General features: G+C 61.8%; 18 protein-coding genes. 15 read left to right on the top strand and 3 right to left on the bottom strand.

The features are described 5' to 3' along the window. Window positions 1–361 precede the first annotated feature (361 nt). The 7 genes from MA07_RS19885 to MA07_RS19910 all read left to right on the top strand — a co-directional run bounded on the left by MA07_RS19885 (window position 362) and on the right by MA07_RS19910 (window position 3,038). Complete coding sequence (locus MA07_RS19885) at window positions 362–571, top strand: cold-shock protein (protein WP_036355698.1); 210 nt, start codon at window positions 362–364, stop codon at window positions 569–571. Between the two features lie 135 nt (window positions 572–706). After that, complete coding sequence (locus MA07_RS19890) at window positions 707–916, top strand: hypothetical protein (protein ID WP_036355701.1); 210 nt, start codon at window positions 707–709, stop codon at window positions 914–916. Then, window positions 913–1,206: a hypothetical protein gene (locus tag MA07_RS19895; protein WP_036355703.1), complete on the top strand. Its 294-nt coding sequence runs from the start codon at window positions 913–915 to the stop codon at window positions 1,204–1,206. Before MA07_RS19890 ends, MA07_RS19895 begins: the two co-directional genes overlap by 4 nt. Window positions 1,207–1,256: 50 nt before the next feature. After that, complete coding sequence (locus tag MA07_RS19900; RefSeq protein ID WP_036355706.1) at window positions 1,257–1,562, top strand: hypothetical protein; 306 nt, start codon at window positions 1,257–1,259, stop codon at window positions 1,560–1,562. A 41-nt stretch (window positions 1,563–1,603) separates the two neighbouring features. After that, window positions 1,604–1,744: a hypothetical protein gene (locus tag MA07_RS30520; protein WP_200879406.1), complete on the top strand. Its 141-nt coding sequence runs from the start codon at window positions 1,604–1,606 to the stop codon at window positions 1,742–1,744. Window positions 1,745–1,910: 166 nt separating this feature from the next. After that, window positions 1,911–2,615 (top strand): hypothetical protein, encoded by a 705-nt coding sequence (locus MA07_RS19905; RefSeq protein WP_036355709.1) that lies wholly within the window; start codon window positions 1,911–1,913, stop codon window positions 2,613–2,615. Window positions 2,616–2,789: 174 nt separating this feature from the next. Next, a complete protein-coding gene (locus tag MA07_RS19910) occupies window positions 2,790–3,038 on the top strand; it encodes a ParB N-terminal domain-containing protein (RefSeq protein WP_036355711.1) in 249 nt (82 codons plus the stop codon). A gap of 53 nt (window positions 3,039–3,091) precedes the next feature. Here the strand turns inward: MA07_RS19910 and MA07_RS19915 are convergent, their stop codons facing one another. Continuing rightward, a complete protein-coding gene (locus MA07_RS19915) occupies window positions 3,092–3,985 on the bottom strand; it encodes an amidoligase family protein (RefSeq protein ID WP_052003353.1) in 894 nt (297 codons plus the stop codon). Between the two features lie 223 nt (window positions 3,986–4,208). Between MA07_RS19915 and MA07_RS19920 the strand changes: the two genes are divergently transcribed. Continuing rightward, the gene (locus tag MA07_RS19920) at window positions 4,209–5,312 is read left to right on the top strand and encodes an alginate lyase family protein (protein ID WP_081929067.1); all 1,104 of its coding nucleotides are present in this window, start codon (window positions 4,209–4,211) and stop codon (window positions 5,310–5,312) included. Window positions 5,313–5,351: 39 nt separating this feature from the next. On the opposite strand, the gene MA07_RS19925 is transcribed toward MA07_RS19920, so the two are convergent. Then, the gene (locus tag MA07_RS19925; protein ID WP_036355717.1) at window positions 5,352–6,119 is read right to left on the bottom strand and encodes an SDR family oxidoreductase; all 768 of its coding nucleotides are present in this window, start codon (window positions 6,117–6,119) and stop codon (window positions 5,352–5,354) included. 107 nt (window positions 6,120–6,226) lie between these two features. Between MA07_RS19925 and MA07_RS19930 the strand changes: the two genes are divergently transcribed. From MA07_RS19930 to MA07_RS28000, 7 genes are all read left to right on the top strand, one after another. Then, complete coding sequence (locus tag MA07_RS19930) at window positions 6,227–6,988, top strand: GntR family transcriptional regulator (RefSeq protein ID WP_036355720.1); 762 nt, start codon at window positions 6,227–6,229, stop codon at window positions 6,986–6,988. Window positions 6,989–7,182: 194 nt separating this feature from the next. After that, window positions 7,183–8,067, top strand: coding sequence for a sugar ABC transporter permease (locus tag MA07_RS19935; protein WP_052003371.1), 885 nt, complete (start codon window positions 7,183–7,185; stop codon window positions 8,065–8,067). Window positions 8,068–8,075: 8 nt separating this feature from the next. Further along, the gene (locus MA07_RS19940) at window positions 8,076–8,990 is read left to right on the top strand and encodes a carbohydrate ABC transporter permease (protein ID WP_052003354.1); all 915 of its coding nucleotides are present in this window, start codon (window positions 8,076–8,078) and stop codon (window positions 8,988–8,990) included. Between the two features lie 70 nt (window positions 8,991–9,060). Continuing rightward, a complete protein-coding gene (locus MA07_RS19945) occupies window positions 9,061–10,596 on the top strand; it encodes an extracellular solute-binding protein (protein ID WP_036355723.1) in 1,536 nt (511 codons plus the stop codon). Between the two features lie 52 nt (window positions 10,597–10,648). Continuing rightward, window positions 10,649–12,982, top strand: coding sequence for a DUF4962 domain-containing protein (locus tag MA07_RS19950; RefSeq protein ID WP_036355726.1), 2,334 nt, complete (start codon window positions 10,649–10,651; stop codon window positions 12,980–12,982). A gap of 161 nt (window positions 12,983–13,143) precedes the next feature. Further along, window positions 13,144–14,253: a DUF3616 domain-containing protein gene (locus tag MA07_RS19955; RefSeq protein ID WP_081929068.1), complete on the top strand. Its 1,110-nt coding sequence runs from the start codon at window positions 13,144–13,146 to the stop codon at window positions 14,251–14,253. 124 nt (window positions 14,254–14,377) lie between these two features. Further along, window positions 14,378–15,079 (top strand): PRC-barrel domain-containing protein, encoded by a 702-nt coding sequence (locus tag MA07_RS28000; RefSeq protein ID WP_081929069.1) that lies wholly within the window; start codon window positions 14,378–14,380, stop codon window positions 15,077–15,079. 88 nt (window positions 15,080–15,167) lie between these two features. On the opposite strand, the gene MA07_RS19965 is transcribed toward MA07_RS28000, so the two are convergent. Next, on the bottom strand, window positions 15,168–17,222 hold the full coding sequence (locus tag MA07_RS19965; protein ID WP_081929070.1) for an HWE histidine kinase domain-containing protein: 2,055 nt from the start codon (window positions 17,220–17,222) through the stop codon (window positions 15,168–15,170). Window positions 17,223–17,227 lie beyond the last annotated feature (5 nt).

A 17,227-nucleotide genomic window follows, 5' to 3' on the forward strand; every position in this document is an offset into this window, starting at 1 on the left:
GCCACCCGGAGGCCGGAGGCCCCCGGCCTCCCTTGAGGCGCAGGGAGGGATTGCCATGAACGGGGTCGATCATATTTGGCAGTCGTGATCCGCGCCCAGCATAGTTTCGCATCTCGCTTGGACGGAACTCTGCTGATATCTGAATAGATAAATGAAATAATCGGCAACGCTTGCTATTGATCAAGAAAAGACATATATAATTCCTATCGGATTTTGGCCGGACAATCGGGTCGTTTCGCTTTTGGTTCTTCCAGGCGCACGTTCGGACTTTCTTACCATCACATCGACGAACCGAGCTAGGGTCACGCTTTTGCGTGACTTCGCTCACGTGCATCTGCAACAATCGTGAAAGGTTACCCCAATGATTACGGGCACAGTAAAATTCTACAACGACATGAAGGGCTTCGGCTTCATCCAGCCGAACGATGGCAGCAAGGACGTATTCGTCCACGCCACCGCCCTAGAGCGCGCCGGTATGCGCGGCCTCGTCGAAGGCCAGAAGGTCGCCTTCGACACGGCTGAAGACCGCCGCTCCGGCAAGATCGCCGTCAACAACATTCAGACCGCGTGACCTTTGATGTCCGGCCCAGGACATAAGCCTGAGCCGCAAAGTCTGAAGCCGCCCCACGGGGCGGCTTTTTGTTTGGACCGGCAGACACCTTCTCGCAGCGATCTGCCCGCGGTAACTGAATTCCACGAGGAATGAATGTCCCATAAGTATCAAGTTCATCAACTGGTCCGGATCATCCATCCGCGAATGTCGGACAAGCGTGCAAGCGCAAGCGGCATCTATGAGGTGACCCGCCTCATGCCGGCCGACCAGACCGGCGAAGTCTCGTACCGCATCAGGTCATCCGGCTTCGGCGAGCGTGCCGTGCGCGAAAGCGAGATCGCCGCTCGGGCATCCGAGATTTGACCAGCGGCGACGCCTTCTTCCAAGGATCTCAGATCTACGACCCGATCGCGCTGCTTCGACGGGACGGCGAGCTCCTGTATATCGCCCGCGTGGACATGAAGGCCTCACGACAGTTTATGATCCTGACGCCGACCGGCGAGCCTGCTTGGCCGCATGAGCCGCTCGGCAGCCTCTCGGACATCGGCTGGTCGCTTCGAGCGCATCAATGGCACGATGCGACGCCTGAGCCCGTTGGGCAGAATGAGCGCTTGGCCAAGACGCTGGCTCGCCTGCTGATCGAGCGCGCTTAGGTGGTCGACCCACCCAGGGCTAGCCTGGCACGGACAAGGAGGAACGGATTATGACTGATCAACCGACCAATCTCGATGCTCATCGCGGCATGGCGGCCCAGAAGGCAACCGACCTTCGACGTCTCCGGTCCGAGGTCGAAGCCGATCAGGAAGCGCTACGAGCGACACAGGCAGAACTCGAAGACCTGCTGGCAGCCGCGCCCGCCAGTGATTGGCACGAAGCGGTTGAGAAGGCACGCTACCTGCTTGGACTCTTCGCGCAGAACTTGGATGCGAGCGATCTCCGCCGTCGCAAGCTCATCGACCGTGTCCTGGCTGACTTCGATCATCTGCTCGACAAGACGCCTCATGACTGAGATGATCCCGCATGAGAACTTCCGGATAGCGGAGACCAACCATGGCCAGAGGTGAACAACGCAGTAACCGCGAAGCAAAGAAGCCGAAGAAGGAAAAGCCCAAGGAGGCGATCCCGAACTCACCCTTCGCGAACCAGGGCAAAGGCGGGACGCCCGCGAAGCCATCCACTGGCAAGCGCTAGGGTCCTTGCGCATCGATCTGTGAACGGCCTGCTCGGTGCGTTGTCTGAACACGGCCATTCCCGAGAATGCGACGTGTTGGCCAAGCACCCTCATAAGCGTCCGGCCATTGACCAGCCCTTCCTGACACGTGCATGACCCTGCACGAAATAAGGTAGAGAGCTATTCATGATCCCCTGGGTCTTACTCGATACGGCAAAAATCCCTGGTGACGGTGGCGAACTGCGTCTCAAGAAGCGCGGTGCCGAATTCTCCATCATGTTGGGCAGCAACGAACTGATGAACAGCCGCCTGAGCGGCTCCGAAGAGGCGCTGGCCAAGCTGTCCTGCCTGAGACTTCAGGATCGGGAGCGACCAAAGATCCTCATCGGCGGGCTGGGGATGGGCTTCACGCTCCGTGCCGCGCTTGCTGAACTCGGCTCCGAGGTTCAGGTGACCGTGGCCGAACTCCTACCCGCCGTTGTAGCCTGGGCGCGAGGTCCTATGGCTGAAATCTTCGGCGACAGCCTCACAGATCCCCGTGTCAGCATCCATGAGGGAGATGTCGGGCGTCTGATAAGATCAAGCCGTTCTGCTTACGATGCGATTCTGCTCGACGTCGACAATGGACCCGAAGGCCTGACACGCAAGGCCAATGACAGCCTCTATGACTTGCCAGGGCTAAGCTCCGCCCAGGCGGCGCTCACACCTGGGGGTGTCTTGGCCGTGTGGTCATCGGCGCCAAATAGTGCCTTCACCCGACGTCTGCGCCATGTGGGGTTTGCCGTAGACGAGGTCGGTGCGCGCGCCAAGGGAGCACGGGGTGGCGCAAGACACACAATCTGGATTGCAACCAAGCGAGGGGGCCCAACTGCCCCGCGGGCACGAAGCTAGAGAGCCAACGTCACGCGTGCTTCGTTCCCTATCAGAGCCAGCGCGCAAATTTCAGGCCGAATCGCCCGTTTCGATGACTTTCCCTGCCCGGGGCATGGTCAATAACAGAATCCATAGACGCGCGACTTAGGTCAGCAGACTTGAGCCAACAGACTTGGACGAGGAGCAGCAGAGATGATGAAAAAGCAGATGGTTGCAATCCAAGATGTCTATGTGCCCGTCCAAAGGCGTCAAACGCTCGATCCTCAGAAGGTCGAGGCCCTTGCCGAGAGCATGCTGGCCAAAGGACAAGAGGCGCCTATTCTCGTGCGGCCCGATGGCAAGCGTTTTGTTCTGGTCGAAGGTTTGCATCGCTTGGAAGCCTGCAAGGCTCTCGGAGAGACAACGATACCCGTTTACTTGGTTCAAGCGCGCAAGCATTAGCTGGCGCCTCCTGAGACGACGCTCCGGCTGGACCGAGGAATGGACTGCAAAAGTCATGCTTCGCCTCCCCTCACCGGGTCAGACAAATTCCTCGGGTTTACCTCGCCTCGACCGAGTTCGGCAGCGAGGTGTTCCACTCTGAGCCAGCCGTCCCAATCCGGGAGAATGCTCCAATCCGGATTGCTGAGGTAGGCATGCGGGAGCCGGTAATGGAAAACCGGCCGCGGGCCGATCTTCTCCCGTGGGAGAGTTTGGCGCACCTGCCCCTCATTGAGGTAGGCAAGCACCGGCAGGAGGTCGAGGGCACGTTGGCGCGTAGGATTGGCCGCTAAATAGTCGGCGGTTAGGTCGGCCAGACCGGGCCAATAATCCGGAGCAAGGACGCGCTCCTTGTAGCCCCCGGGGTAGTCCGGCGGAAGCGCAAGCGCGAGCCTCCGGCTGCCCCGGGCCGTCTGCCGCCTGAGGTCGTCGCTGACCAGAAGAAACGCCTTGAGGAAAGCCGTGAGTGTCCGCGCATCGAGGCCTGGTGGGTCGATGTTGAAGTGCAGGCTGAGTGAGTTCTGGAAGATGACGCCACGGCCCCGGGCGCCCACCGACCGAAGGCTTGCGAGGGCCTTGTCCACCTCACCGAGCTGAGTTGCCGGGATGGGTGCGGTGATGAGCTCCCGCGGGACGAAGGACGACAGGAGGGTCCCAAGGATCGCGGCGCCGCGGCGGCCAAGCCCCACATCCAGATCCGGATGGCGAGCGGGATGGATATGGCGCAGGTCCAACTCGACAGAGAGATTGCCCAAACGGGTGCCACGCACCTTGATGGCGTGAGGATCCTCCGGCTCGACAACCCCGCCCAGATCCCGCGCAAGGGCGGCAGCTGCCGTGCTGACACTAGGACCGAGAAACTCCACCTCGACGCCCACGCGTCGCACGCCGCCATCCGCAGAGATCATCGCGGCGGCTTCAAGGGGGTGGGATGATTGGCAGGACTGTTCATGCATCGCATGAGATGGGAACGCTCACATCGTATGGCAATAACTTAGTAGGGGCTGCTTCTCGTAGGTCCCGTAGGCCCTACTTCCCTATGTCTCTGCACCGCAGATCAAATTCCGCCTGGAAGGTGGTCGGCAACTGCCCCACATTTCCCAAAGCAGACAGGTGCAACAGGAGGAGGATATGCTTCTCGGTTCCGGTAATCGGTTTATGCACAGGGTCGGGCTTGCCTCAATTCTTCTCGCTCTGGTGCAGGCAACGCCCGGTCAGGCGCAAGGAGTGGGGTACCTCGTGCCGGCTTTCGTGAAGGATAATGGGCAGGCGGATCCGGAATACGAATGCGATGCACCTGGAGCACCTGTGATCACCCTTGAGACGCAGAGCAAGTACCAGCAGACTGATACCTCCCGCACGACGATCGACGAAACCGCCAACGAGAACTACCTAAAGGCCGTGGTGCCGCTTCGGACTTATGCCAAGGGGTTGGTGAAGATAGCGAACGACTACGTGCGATCGAGCCCGACCAATCCTGCGGTAGCCGGCTGTGCGCTTGATTGGCTGGAGCATTGGGCCTCGGCAAACGCAATGACCGACATGCGCTCGAAGCAGGCCCTGTACAATCTGGGCCAGACACTCGGCGGTTTCGCGTTGGCCTACCTCCAGATCCGGAATGCCCCAGACTTGTCGGCGGACAAGAAAAAGCGGGTTGAAGCCTGGTTAAACTCACTCGGCAAGCAAGTGGTCAACTTCATGGACGACAACCATGAGGTCTCAGGCAGGAACAACCATCGCTACTGGGCGGGCCTTGCCGCCACTGCAGCGGGTATCGCCAGCGATGACAAGCATCTGGTCGGATGGGGTATCGACAGCGCACGCATCGGCCTTGCGCAAGTCACGCCAGAAGGCACACTGCCGCTCGAGGTCAGCCGGGGCAAGCGAGCCCGCGACTACCATATCTACGCCGCGGAACCGCTCATCGCGACAGCGGAACTGGCGCGCAGCCGGGGTGTCGATCTCTATGCCGAAAAGAATGGTGCTTTGAAGCGGCTGGCAGACCGAGTGGTTGCATCCCTCGACGACCCATCGTTCTTCGAGAAGGCCACAGGCACAAAGCAGGAGCCTTTCCCCGATAACGGCACCGTGCCGGCAAACCGCATCGCTTGGCTTGAAATTTACCAGAGCCGGTTCCCCTCGCCGAGGGTCGAGGCGGTGCTCGCATCGAGGCGCCCCCTCGCGTCAAGCGGCCTCGGAGGAGATCTCACGCTTCTCTTCCACGGCAGCAAGTGACACCTGCATGTCATGCGATGAGGCCAGGCGCGCTTCTTCTCAAATCATGCCGAGGCCGCCGTTGATCTGAAGGATCTCTCCAGACAGATAGGAAGCGCGGTCCGATGCAAGGAAGAGCACGGCTTCGGCTACATCCTCCGGCTGACCCTCCCGGCGGAGAGGCGTTCGCTCGACCGTCGCCTTGCGGCCCTCGGGCGTACTGAACACGTCGTGAAAGCGCGTGCCTATGAGGCCTGGCGCTACGCCGTTCACGCGGATCCCGAGCGGGCCGACTTCCTTCGCCAGCGCTCGGACGTAGGTCGCGACCGCGCCCTTGGTCGCGGCGTAATGGGAAGCACCAGGGCCGCCGCCGTCGAACGCAGCAAGCGAGGACATCAGCACCAGGGTTCCGGATTTTCGGGGCTCCATGCTGCGCAGGGCCGACTGGCAGGCGAGGAACGTGCTTGTCAGGTTGACGGCAATCGCCTCCTGCCAGAGGTCCAGGGATGTCTCGACACAGCGGCTGCGCTTGAGCAGACCGCCGGCATTCGCAAAGAGGATATCGACTGGCCCGAACGCCTCCTCGGCCTTTCCGAATGCGTCGGCAACGCTGGCTGGATCCGTCATATCGGCTTTGATGCCCAAAACCTGACGCTCAGAGCCGTTGAAATCGCGCTCCAGGACACCGGCTTCCTCGGCGCTCGTCACATAGGTGAAAGCCACCTTGGCACCTTCCGAGGCAAAAGCCCGGGTGGTGGCGGCACCGATCCCGGATGCCCCACCGGTGATCAGGACGGTCTTCCCCCTGAACTGGGACTCTGACGGCATGGCAACCTCCCTGCAGATAATGCGCCCATGAAACCTTTCGCCATCAATTGGCTCTTGCCAGGGCTTCGTCAACTGATATCTTAGATTAATAAACTGATATCTCTGTCATGGCCCTGACCCTGGAAAGACCGCTTACAGATGTCCTCGACCCCAGCCTTCTGGCTGGGAACGGACCCCTTGTCGTGCAGATCCACAGGGCGTTGAGGAACCTCATCCTCGAAACCGTTCTGCTCCCCTGGCAAACCCTGTCGGAAAAGGACGTGGCTGCATGCCTGGAGGTCAGTAAGACGCCCGTACGCGAGGCGATCATCCGGCTTTCGGAGGAAGGGCTCATCGCTGTCATTCCCAAAAGCAGGACCTATGTGGCGCCGATCAACCTCGATCGGTTTTTGGAAGGCTGCTTCGTTCGCCTCCAACTTGAGAGCGGCGCGGCCAAGCGTGCCGCTGCGGAACGAAGCCTCGAGGACGTCTGCAACCTGAAAGCCTGCCTTGCCCGTCAGGAAGAGGCCATAGCAGCAGAGGATTACACGGCATTCCGGCACCTCGACGAGGAGTTTCACTCTCTCATCATCGAAGCCGCAAAATTGCCGGGTGTCATTCAGCTCCTTGAGACCGCGAAGGTCGAAATCGACCGGATCCGCAGTCTCAAGCAGCGCCTGAACATCCGCGCCACCGATCGGGTCCTGGCTCAGCATCGGTCGATCACGGCAGCGATCGCCGACAAGGATCCGGCCAAAGCCGAGGAGGCCATGCGAGCCCATCTCGGCAGCATCGAGACCAAAGTTTGGGAGCTTGGGGAGAACCCGGAGTTCTGGGCGCTCTTCGAAGCGATCAACCGGGAACGCCCCCGGTTCAGACTCTCCGCATAAACCAAGAACAGGAGCGGAGGCGAAGGGAGGAAGGCAGGATGGCAGACGCGGCACTCGACAGGGAGAGCGGCGGCGGATCCGTGAGAATCATGGACGGCGTCATCGCGACGCCTGAACTCGCCACGCCGCCGGCCTTTTCCGCGACCGGTCCGGGATACGACTTCCGCAAGGCGGTCCGTACCCTGCTCAGCGACATGCGCCGGGACTGGCAGCTCTATGTGCTGCTCGCCCCCATGATCATCTGGTTCGTGGTCTTCCTCTACACGCCGATGTACGGGCTTCAGATCGCTTTCAAGCAGTACAGCCTGTTCCGTGGGATCGACGGGAGCCCGTGGATCGGCTTCGACAATTTCGTAGCCCTGTTCAGCAACGAGTACTTCCTGCGAGCGGTCAAGAACACGCTCCTCATCAGCCTCTACTCGCTCGTTTTCGCCTTCCCGGTTCCGATCATCCTGGCCTTGATGTTCAACGAGATCCACCATCAAGGGTTTCGCAGGATCGCCCAAACCATCACCTATCTGCCTCATTTCATCTCGGCGGTGATCATCGCTGGCCTCGTCGTGAACTTCCTATCGCCCACGACCGGAATCGTGAACATCATCCTTGACCGGCTCGGCTTCGAGAAGATCTACTTCCTCACGATTCCGGAATATTTCCGCCCGATCTTCATCGGCTCCAACATCTGGAAGGAGGCCGGGTTCGACTCGATCGTCTATCTGGCGGCGATCGCCGGCATCAATCCGGCCCTCTATGAATCGGCCCGCATGGACGGTGCCTCGCGCTTGCAGATGATCCGCTACATCACGCTGCCGTCGCTTCTTCCGGTCATCATGATCATGCTGATCATCCGCGTCGGCCAGCTCATCGAAGTCAACTTCGAATATATCATCCTGCTCTACCAGCCCGCCACCTTCGAGACGGCCGACGTAATCTCCACCTTCATCTACCGTGCGGGCCTGCAGAACAACCAGTATGCGCTCGGAACGGCGGCAGATCTCTTCAACGCCGTCGTAGCACTCGTCCTCGTGGTGGGCGCCAATTGGCTGAGCCGGCGCTACAGCCAGCATTCGGTGTGGTGAGGTCTGGTATGTCTGCTCGCGCGCTCACCTCCGACACCTCCCACGAACCCTTCAATCTCTATACCCGGGGAGACAGGATCTTCGGATTCGCCAACACGGCTCTCCTCCTGCTCTTCGTTCTGAGCACCCTGTATCCCTTCGTCTACATTTTGTCGGCGTCGCTGAGTTCGGGCTTTGCGGTCACGTCAGGCCAGGTCACCCTTTGGCCGGTGGACATCACGCTCGCGGCCTACGAATACGTCCTGGCGGACCAAAAGTTCTGGATCGCCTACGGCAACACGCTGTTCTATGCCTTCTTCGGCACAATCACGAGCCTGCTCATCATGGTGCCGGGCGCGTTCGCGCTGTCCCGGGCAAGGCTCAGAGGGCGCCGCATCATCGGATTCATGGTGGCCTTCACCATGTGGTTCCACGCGGGGCTCATCCCGTTCTTCCTCAACATCCGCGATCTCGGGCTGCTCGACGCTCGGATCGGCATCGTCCTGGCATTCGCCTGCAATGCCTTCAGCGTGATCCTCCTGCGCAACTACTTCGAGTCCGTGCCGGCCTCGTTCGAGGAGGCCGCCCGGATCGACGGCGCGAGCGACTTCCAACTCCTGTGGAAGATCTTCATCCCGCTTGCCAAGCCGGCGATCATGACGGTCGCGCTCCTGTGCCTCGTCTCCCGCTGGAACGGCTATTTCTGGGCCATGGTGCTTCTGCGCAGCGAGGAGAAGGTTCCCCTTCAGGTCTACCTGAAGCGGACGATCGTCGACATGCGCAGCGACGACACCTTTGCCAGCGCTCTCATGTCCACGGAATATTCGTTCGAGACGATCACGGCAGCCATCATGGTCGTGTCGATCCTGCCCATCGTGATCGTTTTTCCATACGTGCAGAAATACTTCAACAAAGGCATCACACTCGGCGGAGTCAAGGAATAACGAGGGAACGCCGCGCCGGGTCGGCTTGCCCCAGAGGAAACGCTTTCGGAGGACTACCATGAGAAGGATCATGACAGCCGCGCTGCTGTCGGCCGTTCTGGCCGCGGCGCCCGCTGCGGCTCAAGACGCCAAGACCACCAAGATCGTCGACAAACCGCTCGAGCTGACGATCCACATGCATTTCCGCGACAAGTACGTGTGGAACGACGAGTGGCCCGTGGCCAAGGAGTTGACCCGTCTCACGGGCATCAAGCTGAAGAACGTGGCCTCGAAGGCCACCACCCTCAGCCGTGAGGCGTTCAATCTCCAGATGGCTTCGGGCAACCTGCCGGACATCATTGCCGGCAACGAACTCCGCCACGATTTCGTGCGCTATGGGATGGAGGGCGCCTTCCAGCCCCTCAACAAGCTCATCGACCAGCACGCCCCGAACCTGAAGCGCTTCCTCGCGGAGAACCAGGAGGTTCGCAAGGCCATCACCGCGCCGGACGGCAACATCTATTGGGTTCCCTATGTGCCCGACGGCAAGTTCGCCCGCGGCTGGTTCATCCGCTACGATTGGCTGGAGAAGCTCGGCCTGAAGCCGCCGCAGAATGTGGATGAACTCTACACGGTCCTGAAGGCCTTCCGCGAGCGTGATCCGAACGGCAACGGCCAGAAGGACGAGGTGCCGCTCTTCTTCCGTGAGCCCGACTCCGAGCTCCAGCGTCTCGTGGTGCTTTGGGATGGTCGCTCCAGCGGCTCGGACGCCGCACACGACTTCTACATCGACAACGGCAAGGTCAAGCACCCTTATACCGGCGACAACTATCGCATCGGCATGCGCAACATCGCCAAGTGGTATGCGGAGGGGCTCATCGACAAGGAGGTCTATACCCGCCGCGCCCGCGCCCGCGAGGCATTGCTCGGCGCCAATCAGGGTGGCATGACCTATGATTGGTTCGCGTCAACTGCTGGCTACAACACAAGCCTCAAGGATAAGGTGCCCGACCTGAAATTCCTGGCGATCGAGCCGCCGGCCAGCCCGACAGGCAAGCGCATCAACGAGAACCGGCGCGCACGCCTGAGGCCTGATGGTTGGGCGATCACGGTCGCCAACAAAAGTCCCGTCGAGACGATCAAGCTCTTCGACTTCTACTTCACGCCCCAGGGACGGCTGCTCGCGAATTTCGGCGTCGAGGGGCAGCATTACGACATGGTCGACGGCAAGCCGCGCTACAAGCCGGAGATCCTGAATGCCAAGGCCCCGGTCAATGCGCAGATGTGGGACATCGGCGCCCAGATCCCGGTCGGCTTCTGGCAGGACTACGAGTACGAGCGCCAGTGGACCAACGAGGACGCACTCAAGGGAATCGCGCTCTACGAGAAAGGCAACTACCTCATCGACGAGTTCCTGGGCGTCAGCATGACGGTTGACGAGCGTCAGGTCTTCGACCGCCACATGCCCAATATCCAGACCTACATGATCGAGCAGATGCAGGCCTGGGTGCTCGGCTCGCGCGACATCGATAAGGATTGGGAATCCTACAACGCCCAGCTGAAGAAGCTCGGGTTGGATCAGGTTCTTGCCGTCATGCAGAAAGCCTACGACCGTCAATATCGCTGAATGTCTGCCGCCAGCCTTCGGGCTGGCGGCTCCTCACCATCGGATCCGCCATATGTCGACCAGCGTCTACTCGCATTCCCCCGCCAAGCAGCCCATCCTCGACCAGCCGAAGGCCGGTACGCTGACGGTGAAATACAGGCCGGACGCCGAAGAGGTTTATGAAAATCCGCCGCGGTTCGTGTGGCTTCCGACCCTGGACGAAGGATCCCGCTACGTGCTGCAGGTGACGGAGGGCAGCAGCGGGAACGGCAAGCCCATCTTCACCTACGAGAATCTGCCGAGAAACTTCTTCACGCCGGATCACGCCTATGCTCCGGGCGAATATTCATGGACTTATGCCGTCTGGGATCCCAACCGGGGCGCTCCTGCGAGCGCCTGGAGCGAAAGCCGCTGCTTCACTGTGCCAACAGGCTTGGATCCGGTTCCTCTCCCGTCCGGCATGGCTCGGGCCAAGGCCGCCCCTCTGTCCCATCCACGGCTCTGGCTGGACGAGGATAAGGCTCGCGCCTTCGCCGCAGCCTTGAAGGATAATCCGGACCATTGCGGTTTCCGGACCTTCTACGAACGCTCCGTTAAGCCATGGATCGGCCGGCCAATCATCGCCGAGCCTGCCCCCTATCCCAACAACAAACGGGTCGCCTCCCTGTGGCGGCAGATGTACATCGATTGCCAGGAAGTGATCTACGCCATACGGCACTTGGCGATCGCAGGCCGCCTGCTGGAAGATGAGGAACTTCTCGTGCGGGCCAAGGAATGGCTTCTCGCTGTCGCCGATTGGGATGTGCTCGGGCCGACATCACGTGCCTACAACGACGAGGCTGCGTTTCGCGTGGCGAGCGCCCTCGCCTGGGGCTACGACTGGCTTTACGGCTGTCTTGATGCGCAGGAGCGGGCGATCGTCCGCGCAGCGCTCCTGGCGAGGACCCGTGAGATCGCCGACCATGTCATCGGCCATGCCCGCATTCACATCTTTCCTTACGACAGCCACGCGGTGCGGGCTCTGTCGGCCGTCCTGACGCCTTGCTGCATCGCCCTGCTGGACGATGAAGAGGAGGTCCGGGACTGGCTCGACTACACGGTCGAGTATCTGTTCAGCATCTACTCTCCGTGGGGCGCCAAGGATGGCGGCTGGGCGGAGGGTCCGCATTACTGGACCACCGGAATGGCTTATCTGCTGGAAGCGGCCGGCCTCATCCGCAATTACTACGGCGTCGACATTCTCCAGCGAACCTTTTTTCAGGCCACCGGCAACTTCCCTCTCTACACGAAGGCACCAGGGGTGCGCCGCACCTGCTTCGGCGACGACTCCACCATGGGTGATCCGCCAAGCCTCAAGACCGGCTACAACATGCGCCAGTTTGCCGGAGCGACAGGCAACGGACACTATCAGTGGTATTTCGAGCAGGTGAAGCGCGACGATCCAGGCACCGAGGACCTGTTCTACAATTACGGCTGGTGGGACTTCGCCTTCGAGGATCTTCAATACGCCCATGACCTCAGGACGGTCGAGGCCAGGCAGCCGACGGATCTCCCGCTGCTGCACGTCTTCCACGATATCGGCTGGGTTGCTCTTCAAAAGGACATGAGCGATCCGGCGCGCCACCTCCAGTTCGTCTTCAAGAGCAGTCCCTACGGCTCCCTGAGCCATAGCCATGGTGATCAGAACGCGTTCCTGTTGCGCGCCTTCGGCGAGGATCTGGCTATCCAGGGCGGATATTACGTGGCGTTCAATTCCTCCATGCATCGCCTCTGGCGCCGTCAGACCCGTTCGAAGAATGCAATCCTGATCGGCGGCAAGGGCCAATATGCGGAACGCGACAAGGCGCTGGGCAAGGCGGCGTCAGGTAGCCTTCTCGAGGTGAAGCAGGACACCACAAGCATCTTCATGAGCGGGGACGCCACGGCCGCCTACCGGTCCCTCAATCCCGGAGTGAAGCTGGCACAACGAGACGTGCATTTCGTGCGCGAGCGGTACTTCGTGATCGTTGACCGCGTCTCCCTCAAGGAGCCGGAGCCGATCACGTTCCTGTTCCACACCGAGAACGAGATGGAGATCGGCGGTCAAACCTTCCGGGTGACCGGCAAGCAGGCAGGCCTCTACGGCCACTTCGTCTTCAGCAGCGCGGGCAAACCCGTTCTCCGGCAGCATCAGGGCTTTCCGGATGTCGACCCGGCGGAGGTCGAGGGCTTCCCGCTGCAATGGCATCTTGCCGCCGAGGTGCCCGCTGCCCGACAGCACAACCTGGTCACGCTGCTCGTTCCTTATGCCCTCGATGAGCCGTCACGCGTCCTGCACTTCATCGACGATCAGGGCTTCAGCACGGATCTCTATTTCGTGGACGAAAACGATCAGGAGTTCTCGGTGGTGCTGCCAAAGGAGTTCTGAGCAAACAGAAGATCAGGATGCCTGACCTGGGCCGGACTCGGGACCCCCAGTTCTTCCCGGCAGGCCATCTTACGGAACCAGCCGACCTAAGCTCCAGCCGAGTGGGCTTGTAGGCGAACTCGTGCGTTGTTGCTTCAGCAACCCGCGCACCAGGAGCCACCGTGTCGGACACCAGTCTTGCAGAAACCATCGCCCAGGTTCCCCTCGCCTTTTCCAATTGGAAGCCGATTCGGCATCTGGAAGACCCGCTTCACAAGGATCTGTCGGCCGTCACGCGAATTGGCGACTGCCTCTTTCTCGCTTGCGACGAGACCGCCAGCGTCGAACGCCTCAGGCGCTTGAACGACGGCAGCTTTGGAGATCATCGGCATTTCGTCCTCGACGCGCTGGCCCACCTGCCGGCCGGAGCCGACGGCGAGATGGACATCGAGGGCCTCTGTGCCGATGAGGGCTTTCTCTGGGTTGTCGGCTCCCACTCGCTCAAGCGCTCCAAGCCAAAGCGGGATGCGAACGACAGCAGGGAGGCTCTACGGAACATGGAAGAGATCGAACGCGAGCCCAATCGCTACTTCCTGGGACGCATCCCTCTTGTGGAAGAGGTTCCGGGGCTTTTCCTCCCTGCCCGATCGGACGGGGAGCGACAGGCCGCCTGGCTCAGGCTCGGCAGGAAGCAGAGTGCCCTTGAGCGATGGCTTGCGGGGGATCCTCACCTCGGACCGTTCCTGAACATCCCGTCCAAGGAGAATGGCTTCGACATCGAAGGGCTTGCGGTGCGTGGAAACCGGGTCTGGCTTGGACTGCGCGGCCCTGTGCTGCGCGGCCATGCCGTGGTTCTGGATCTGGAGTTGAAACAGAAAGCGCCGGATCGGCTGAAGGCGCGCCGGGTTGATGGCGGGCGCCGATATCGCAAGCACCTGCTCGACACCCGAGGCCTGGGCATCCGCGACATGCGGTTCGAAGGAGATGATCTTCTTCTGCTGGTAGGCCCAACCATGTCCCTGGAGGGGCCTGCGTTTGTGCTGCGGTGGCGGGATGCGGCTCAGGATGACGTCTCCGGCGTGATTGCCCCCGAGCGGATCGAGACCATTGCTGAACTGCCCTACCAACTGCATGTGGATCATCCGGAAGGGATCGAGCTCTGGCCTGAGGCCGGCGAGGGCGCCCTGCTGATCATCTACGATGCGCCAGCCCCGAAACGGACCGATCCAGACACGTTCACGGTGCGGGCGGACGTGATCTGCCCGAGTGGAGCAGGCTCAGGCCAGAGCTGACGGATCCCCTGGCTCCTATGGGCTGCAATCGCGGCACTTGATCCGGGAATGCGGTAGAACCTTGTCCGAGCTCATCCGTTCCCCTTGTGAGCGTCTCAGGACGCCGTGCTCGAAGGAGGAATACATGTTGAGGATGCAGCTTGCAGCAGGCCTTGCCGCAACCGCCCTGTTGGCCGGTTCGGCCCTGGCTCAGACGACGGCCCCGACCCAGCCCGCCGGGCCCGGTCAGGTGATGACGCAGATGCCGCCGGACCTCATGCGCGGCTCGCAGCTGATGGGCATCGACGTATATGGGGCCGACAACCAGAAGATCGGCGACATCGATGAGGTTCTGGTGGACCGCCAAGGCAAGATCCATGGTCTTGTGGTAGGCGTCGGCGGCTTCCTGGGCATCGGCCAGAAGGATGTCGCCATCCCGTTCGATCAGGTGCAGTGGATGTCGAACCAAGAGGTTCAGGCCTCCGCCAACACCGGCCAGCGCAGCGCAGACACGACGGTGCCAAGCACCGCCACCGGCGGAGCGGGTCAGCCGGCGACCACCGGCAGCACAGCCGCAGGCACCACCGGCTCGCCTGGAGCGGCCGGAACCCTGGGTGGTGCGGGAACAGGTGGCTCCACAGCCGGAGCCGGCGCCACAACGGGTGGAAGCGACCCCAATACCCCTGCCCGCGCCATGGTGAAAATGACCAAGGCCGACCTGCAGAACGCACCTGAGTTCCGCTACAGCCAGGATGCCAACCGCGCGGGCGCTGCGGGAAATACGAACCCGCCTCCGCAGAATGTGAATACCCCCGGAAATACGCCGCCGAACGCACCGCGGCAGTAACCTGGAGATTATCCGAACAGGCGGGATTGGCGGCATCGTCAATCCCGCCGAGCGAACCGATCAAGGCAGGCGGCCTGCGCCTCTTCCTTCAGGCCGCCTGCTGGCTGGCCGATCCGATCGAGATTGCGATCGTGCAGCACACTCCTTCACGCTCGAACCTGACGTCCAGTTCGCCTGCGAGCTCCTGAACGATGGTCTGCCGGAGCAGGCGGGATCCAAACCCGGAACTTGGCTGACCGTCCAGCAGGGGGCCGCCCCGCTCGCGCCACTCGACGGTGAGAATGGGCTCGCCGCCTCCTTCATCGGTCCTCCAGTCCACCTGCACCTGACCGGATGCCAAAGACAGGGCCCCGTGCTTGACGGCATTGGTGGCGAGCTCGTGAAGTGCCATGCCCAGCACCACCGCGGATTTCGGGGAAAGCTGCACCTCCGGGCCGTGGAGCCGGATGCGCGAGGGAGCCGTTGCATAGGGCTGAAGCTCCGTCTCCAGAATCGTCCTGAGGGAAGCTCCTTCCCAATGCGTCTCATTGAGGAGGTTGTGGGTGCGTGAGAGCGCCAGCAGGCGCTCCTGGAAGCGCTGCTGCGCCACCTGAGGCGGCACTCCCTGACGCGCAGCCTGCCAGGCCAGCGACTGGACGGTCGCGAGTGTGTTCTTCACCCGGTGGTTCAGTTCGTCGATCAGCAGCTTCTGGCGCCGGTCGGCTTCCCGGCGTTCCGTGACGTCCTCGACCACGCGCACAGCGTAGAGGAACTCCCCTGCGGCACCCCGGACCGCCGTGCTGGTCACGCGCGCCCAGCCGCTGCTGCCGTTCTTGCGGCAGAACTTGCTGTCGGTCGTATAGGTGTCGAACTCACCTGCCACCTGCCGGCTGAACAGGTCCAAATCCTGTTGGAGAGTCGAGGGATCGGCCGCGTGCCCGAAATGCACACCCAGCAGTTCCTCATGGGTATGGCCGGTCAGTCTGCAGCGTGCCTCATTGACGGAGACGAATCGCCCGTCCCTGTCCACCTCGGCAATGCCCACTGCTGCATTGTTCTGCGTGGCCCGCAGGCGGGCCTCGCTTCGAGCCAGCGCAGCCTCCCGGCTCCGCAACTCTGCCGAGGCGCCCGTCAGGGCCTCCCCGACCCGATCGATCTCCATCAGTCCGGTCGATCCCGCGGCGATCGGCTCGCCACAACCGAGGCGCTGCGCCAGACCGGCCAATCCCTGGACGGACTCCGCGATGCGCTTCCCGAACCCGCGAGCGAGAAGAAAGGAAAGCACAAGCAGACCCATCCCGAGTCCGAACATGGTCCAAAGGGAGCGGCGCAGGGGGGCTTGGACGATCTCGGCGGGAACGCCCACGAACGTCGTCCAATTCGACAGTTCGGAGCGGGCATAGGCTCCAAGCACCTCGGTTCCTTCGAGATTGCGTCCCTCCCAGATGCCGTCAGTCTGACGCGCCGCCTGGAGGAACTCGTCGGGGGCAGTCGTTCCGACGAAAGCCTCATGCCGGCGGGAACGGGCTACTACGCGATCTGCCCGGTCGATGATCGTGGCGACCCACTGGCCGGGAAGCCCTTCCGCCTGCAGAACATCCGCAATCCGCCGAGGTTCGACCGCCATGGACAGCACATGGGTCACTGTATCGTCTTTGAGGACGGGAACCCTGACGCTGATGATCGGGCGGCTGGCCGTTGCGCCGGTGAAGAGATCCTGGACCACAGGGCGCTTGGTTGCGATCACCTGCTGGTCGATCGGGAGGTTGGCTCCCTTCGGCAGAGGCGAGCCCCAGGGCAGGCGCGTGTTGACGACCTGCTGACCCATGATGTCGCGAACCACGATGGCGTAGTCGTCCGGCTTGGCCCGCGACCAGGATTGGAGGGTAATTTGGGTTTGGCGCTGGAACGCCTCGAAATTGCCCTCGAGCAGGGTCGAGGAGGTTGCAAGGGCCTGAGCGGCGGCTTGGATCCCAACGAGTTCGCGGTCGACCGAGGCCATGATGCGCTGGGCGGTGCCGAGGGTCTCCTCCTCGTAGTGATGGCGCTCCGCGCCCGCATAGCGCCACAGCAGAATGGCCGTGAAGACAAGGCTCGGCAGCACGAGAGCGGCGCCGAAAGCCATCAAGCACTGGCGAATGGTGTAGCTTCGCGATGAGACCATGCAAA

It is taken from the genome of Microvirga sp. BSC39, assembly GCF_000739015.1.
Taxonomy (GTDB): Bacteria; Pseudomonadota; Alphaproteobacteria; order Rhizobiales; family Beijerinckiaceae; genus Microvirga.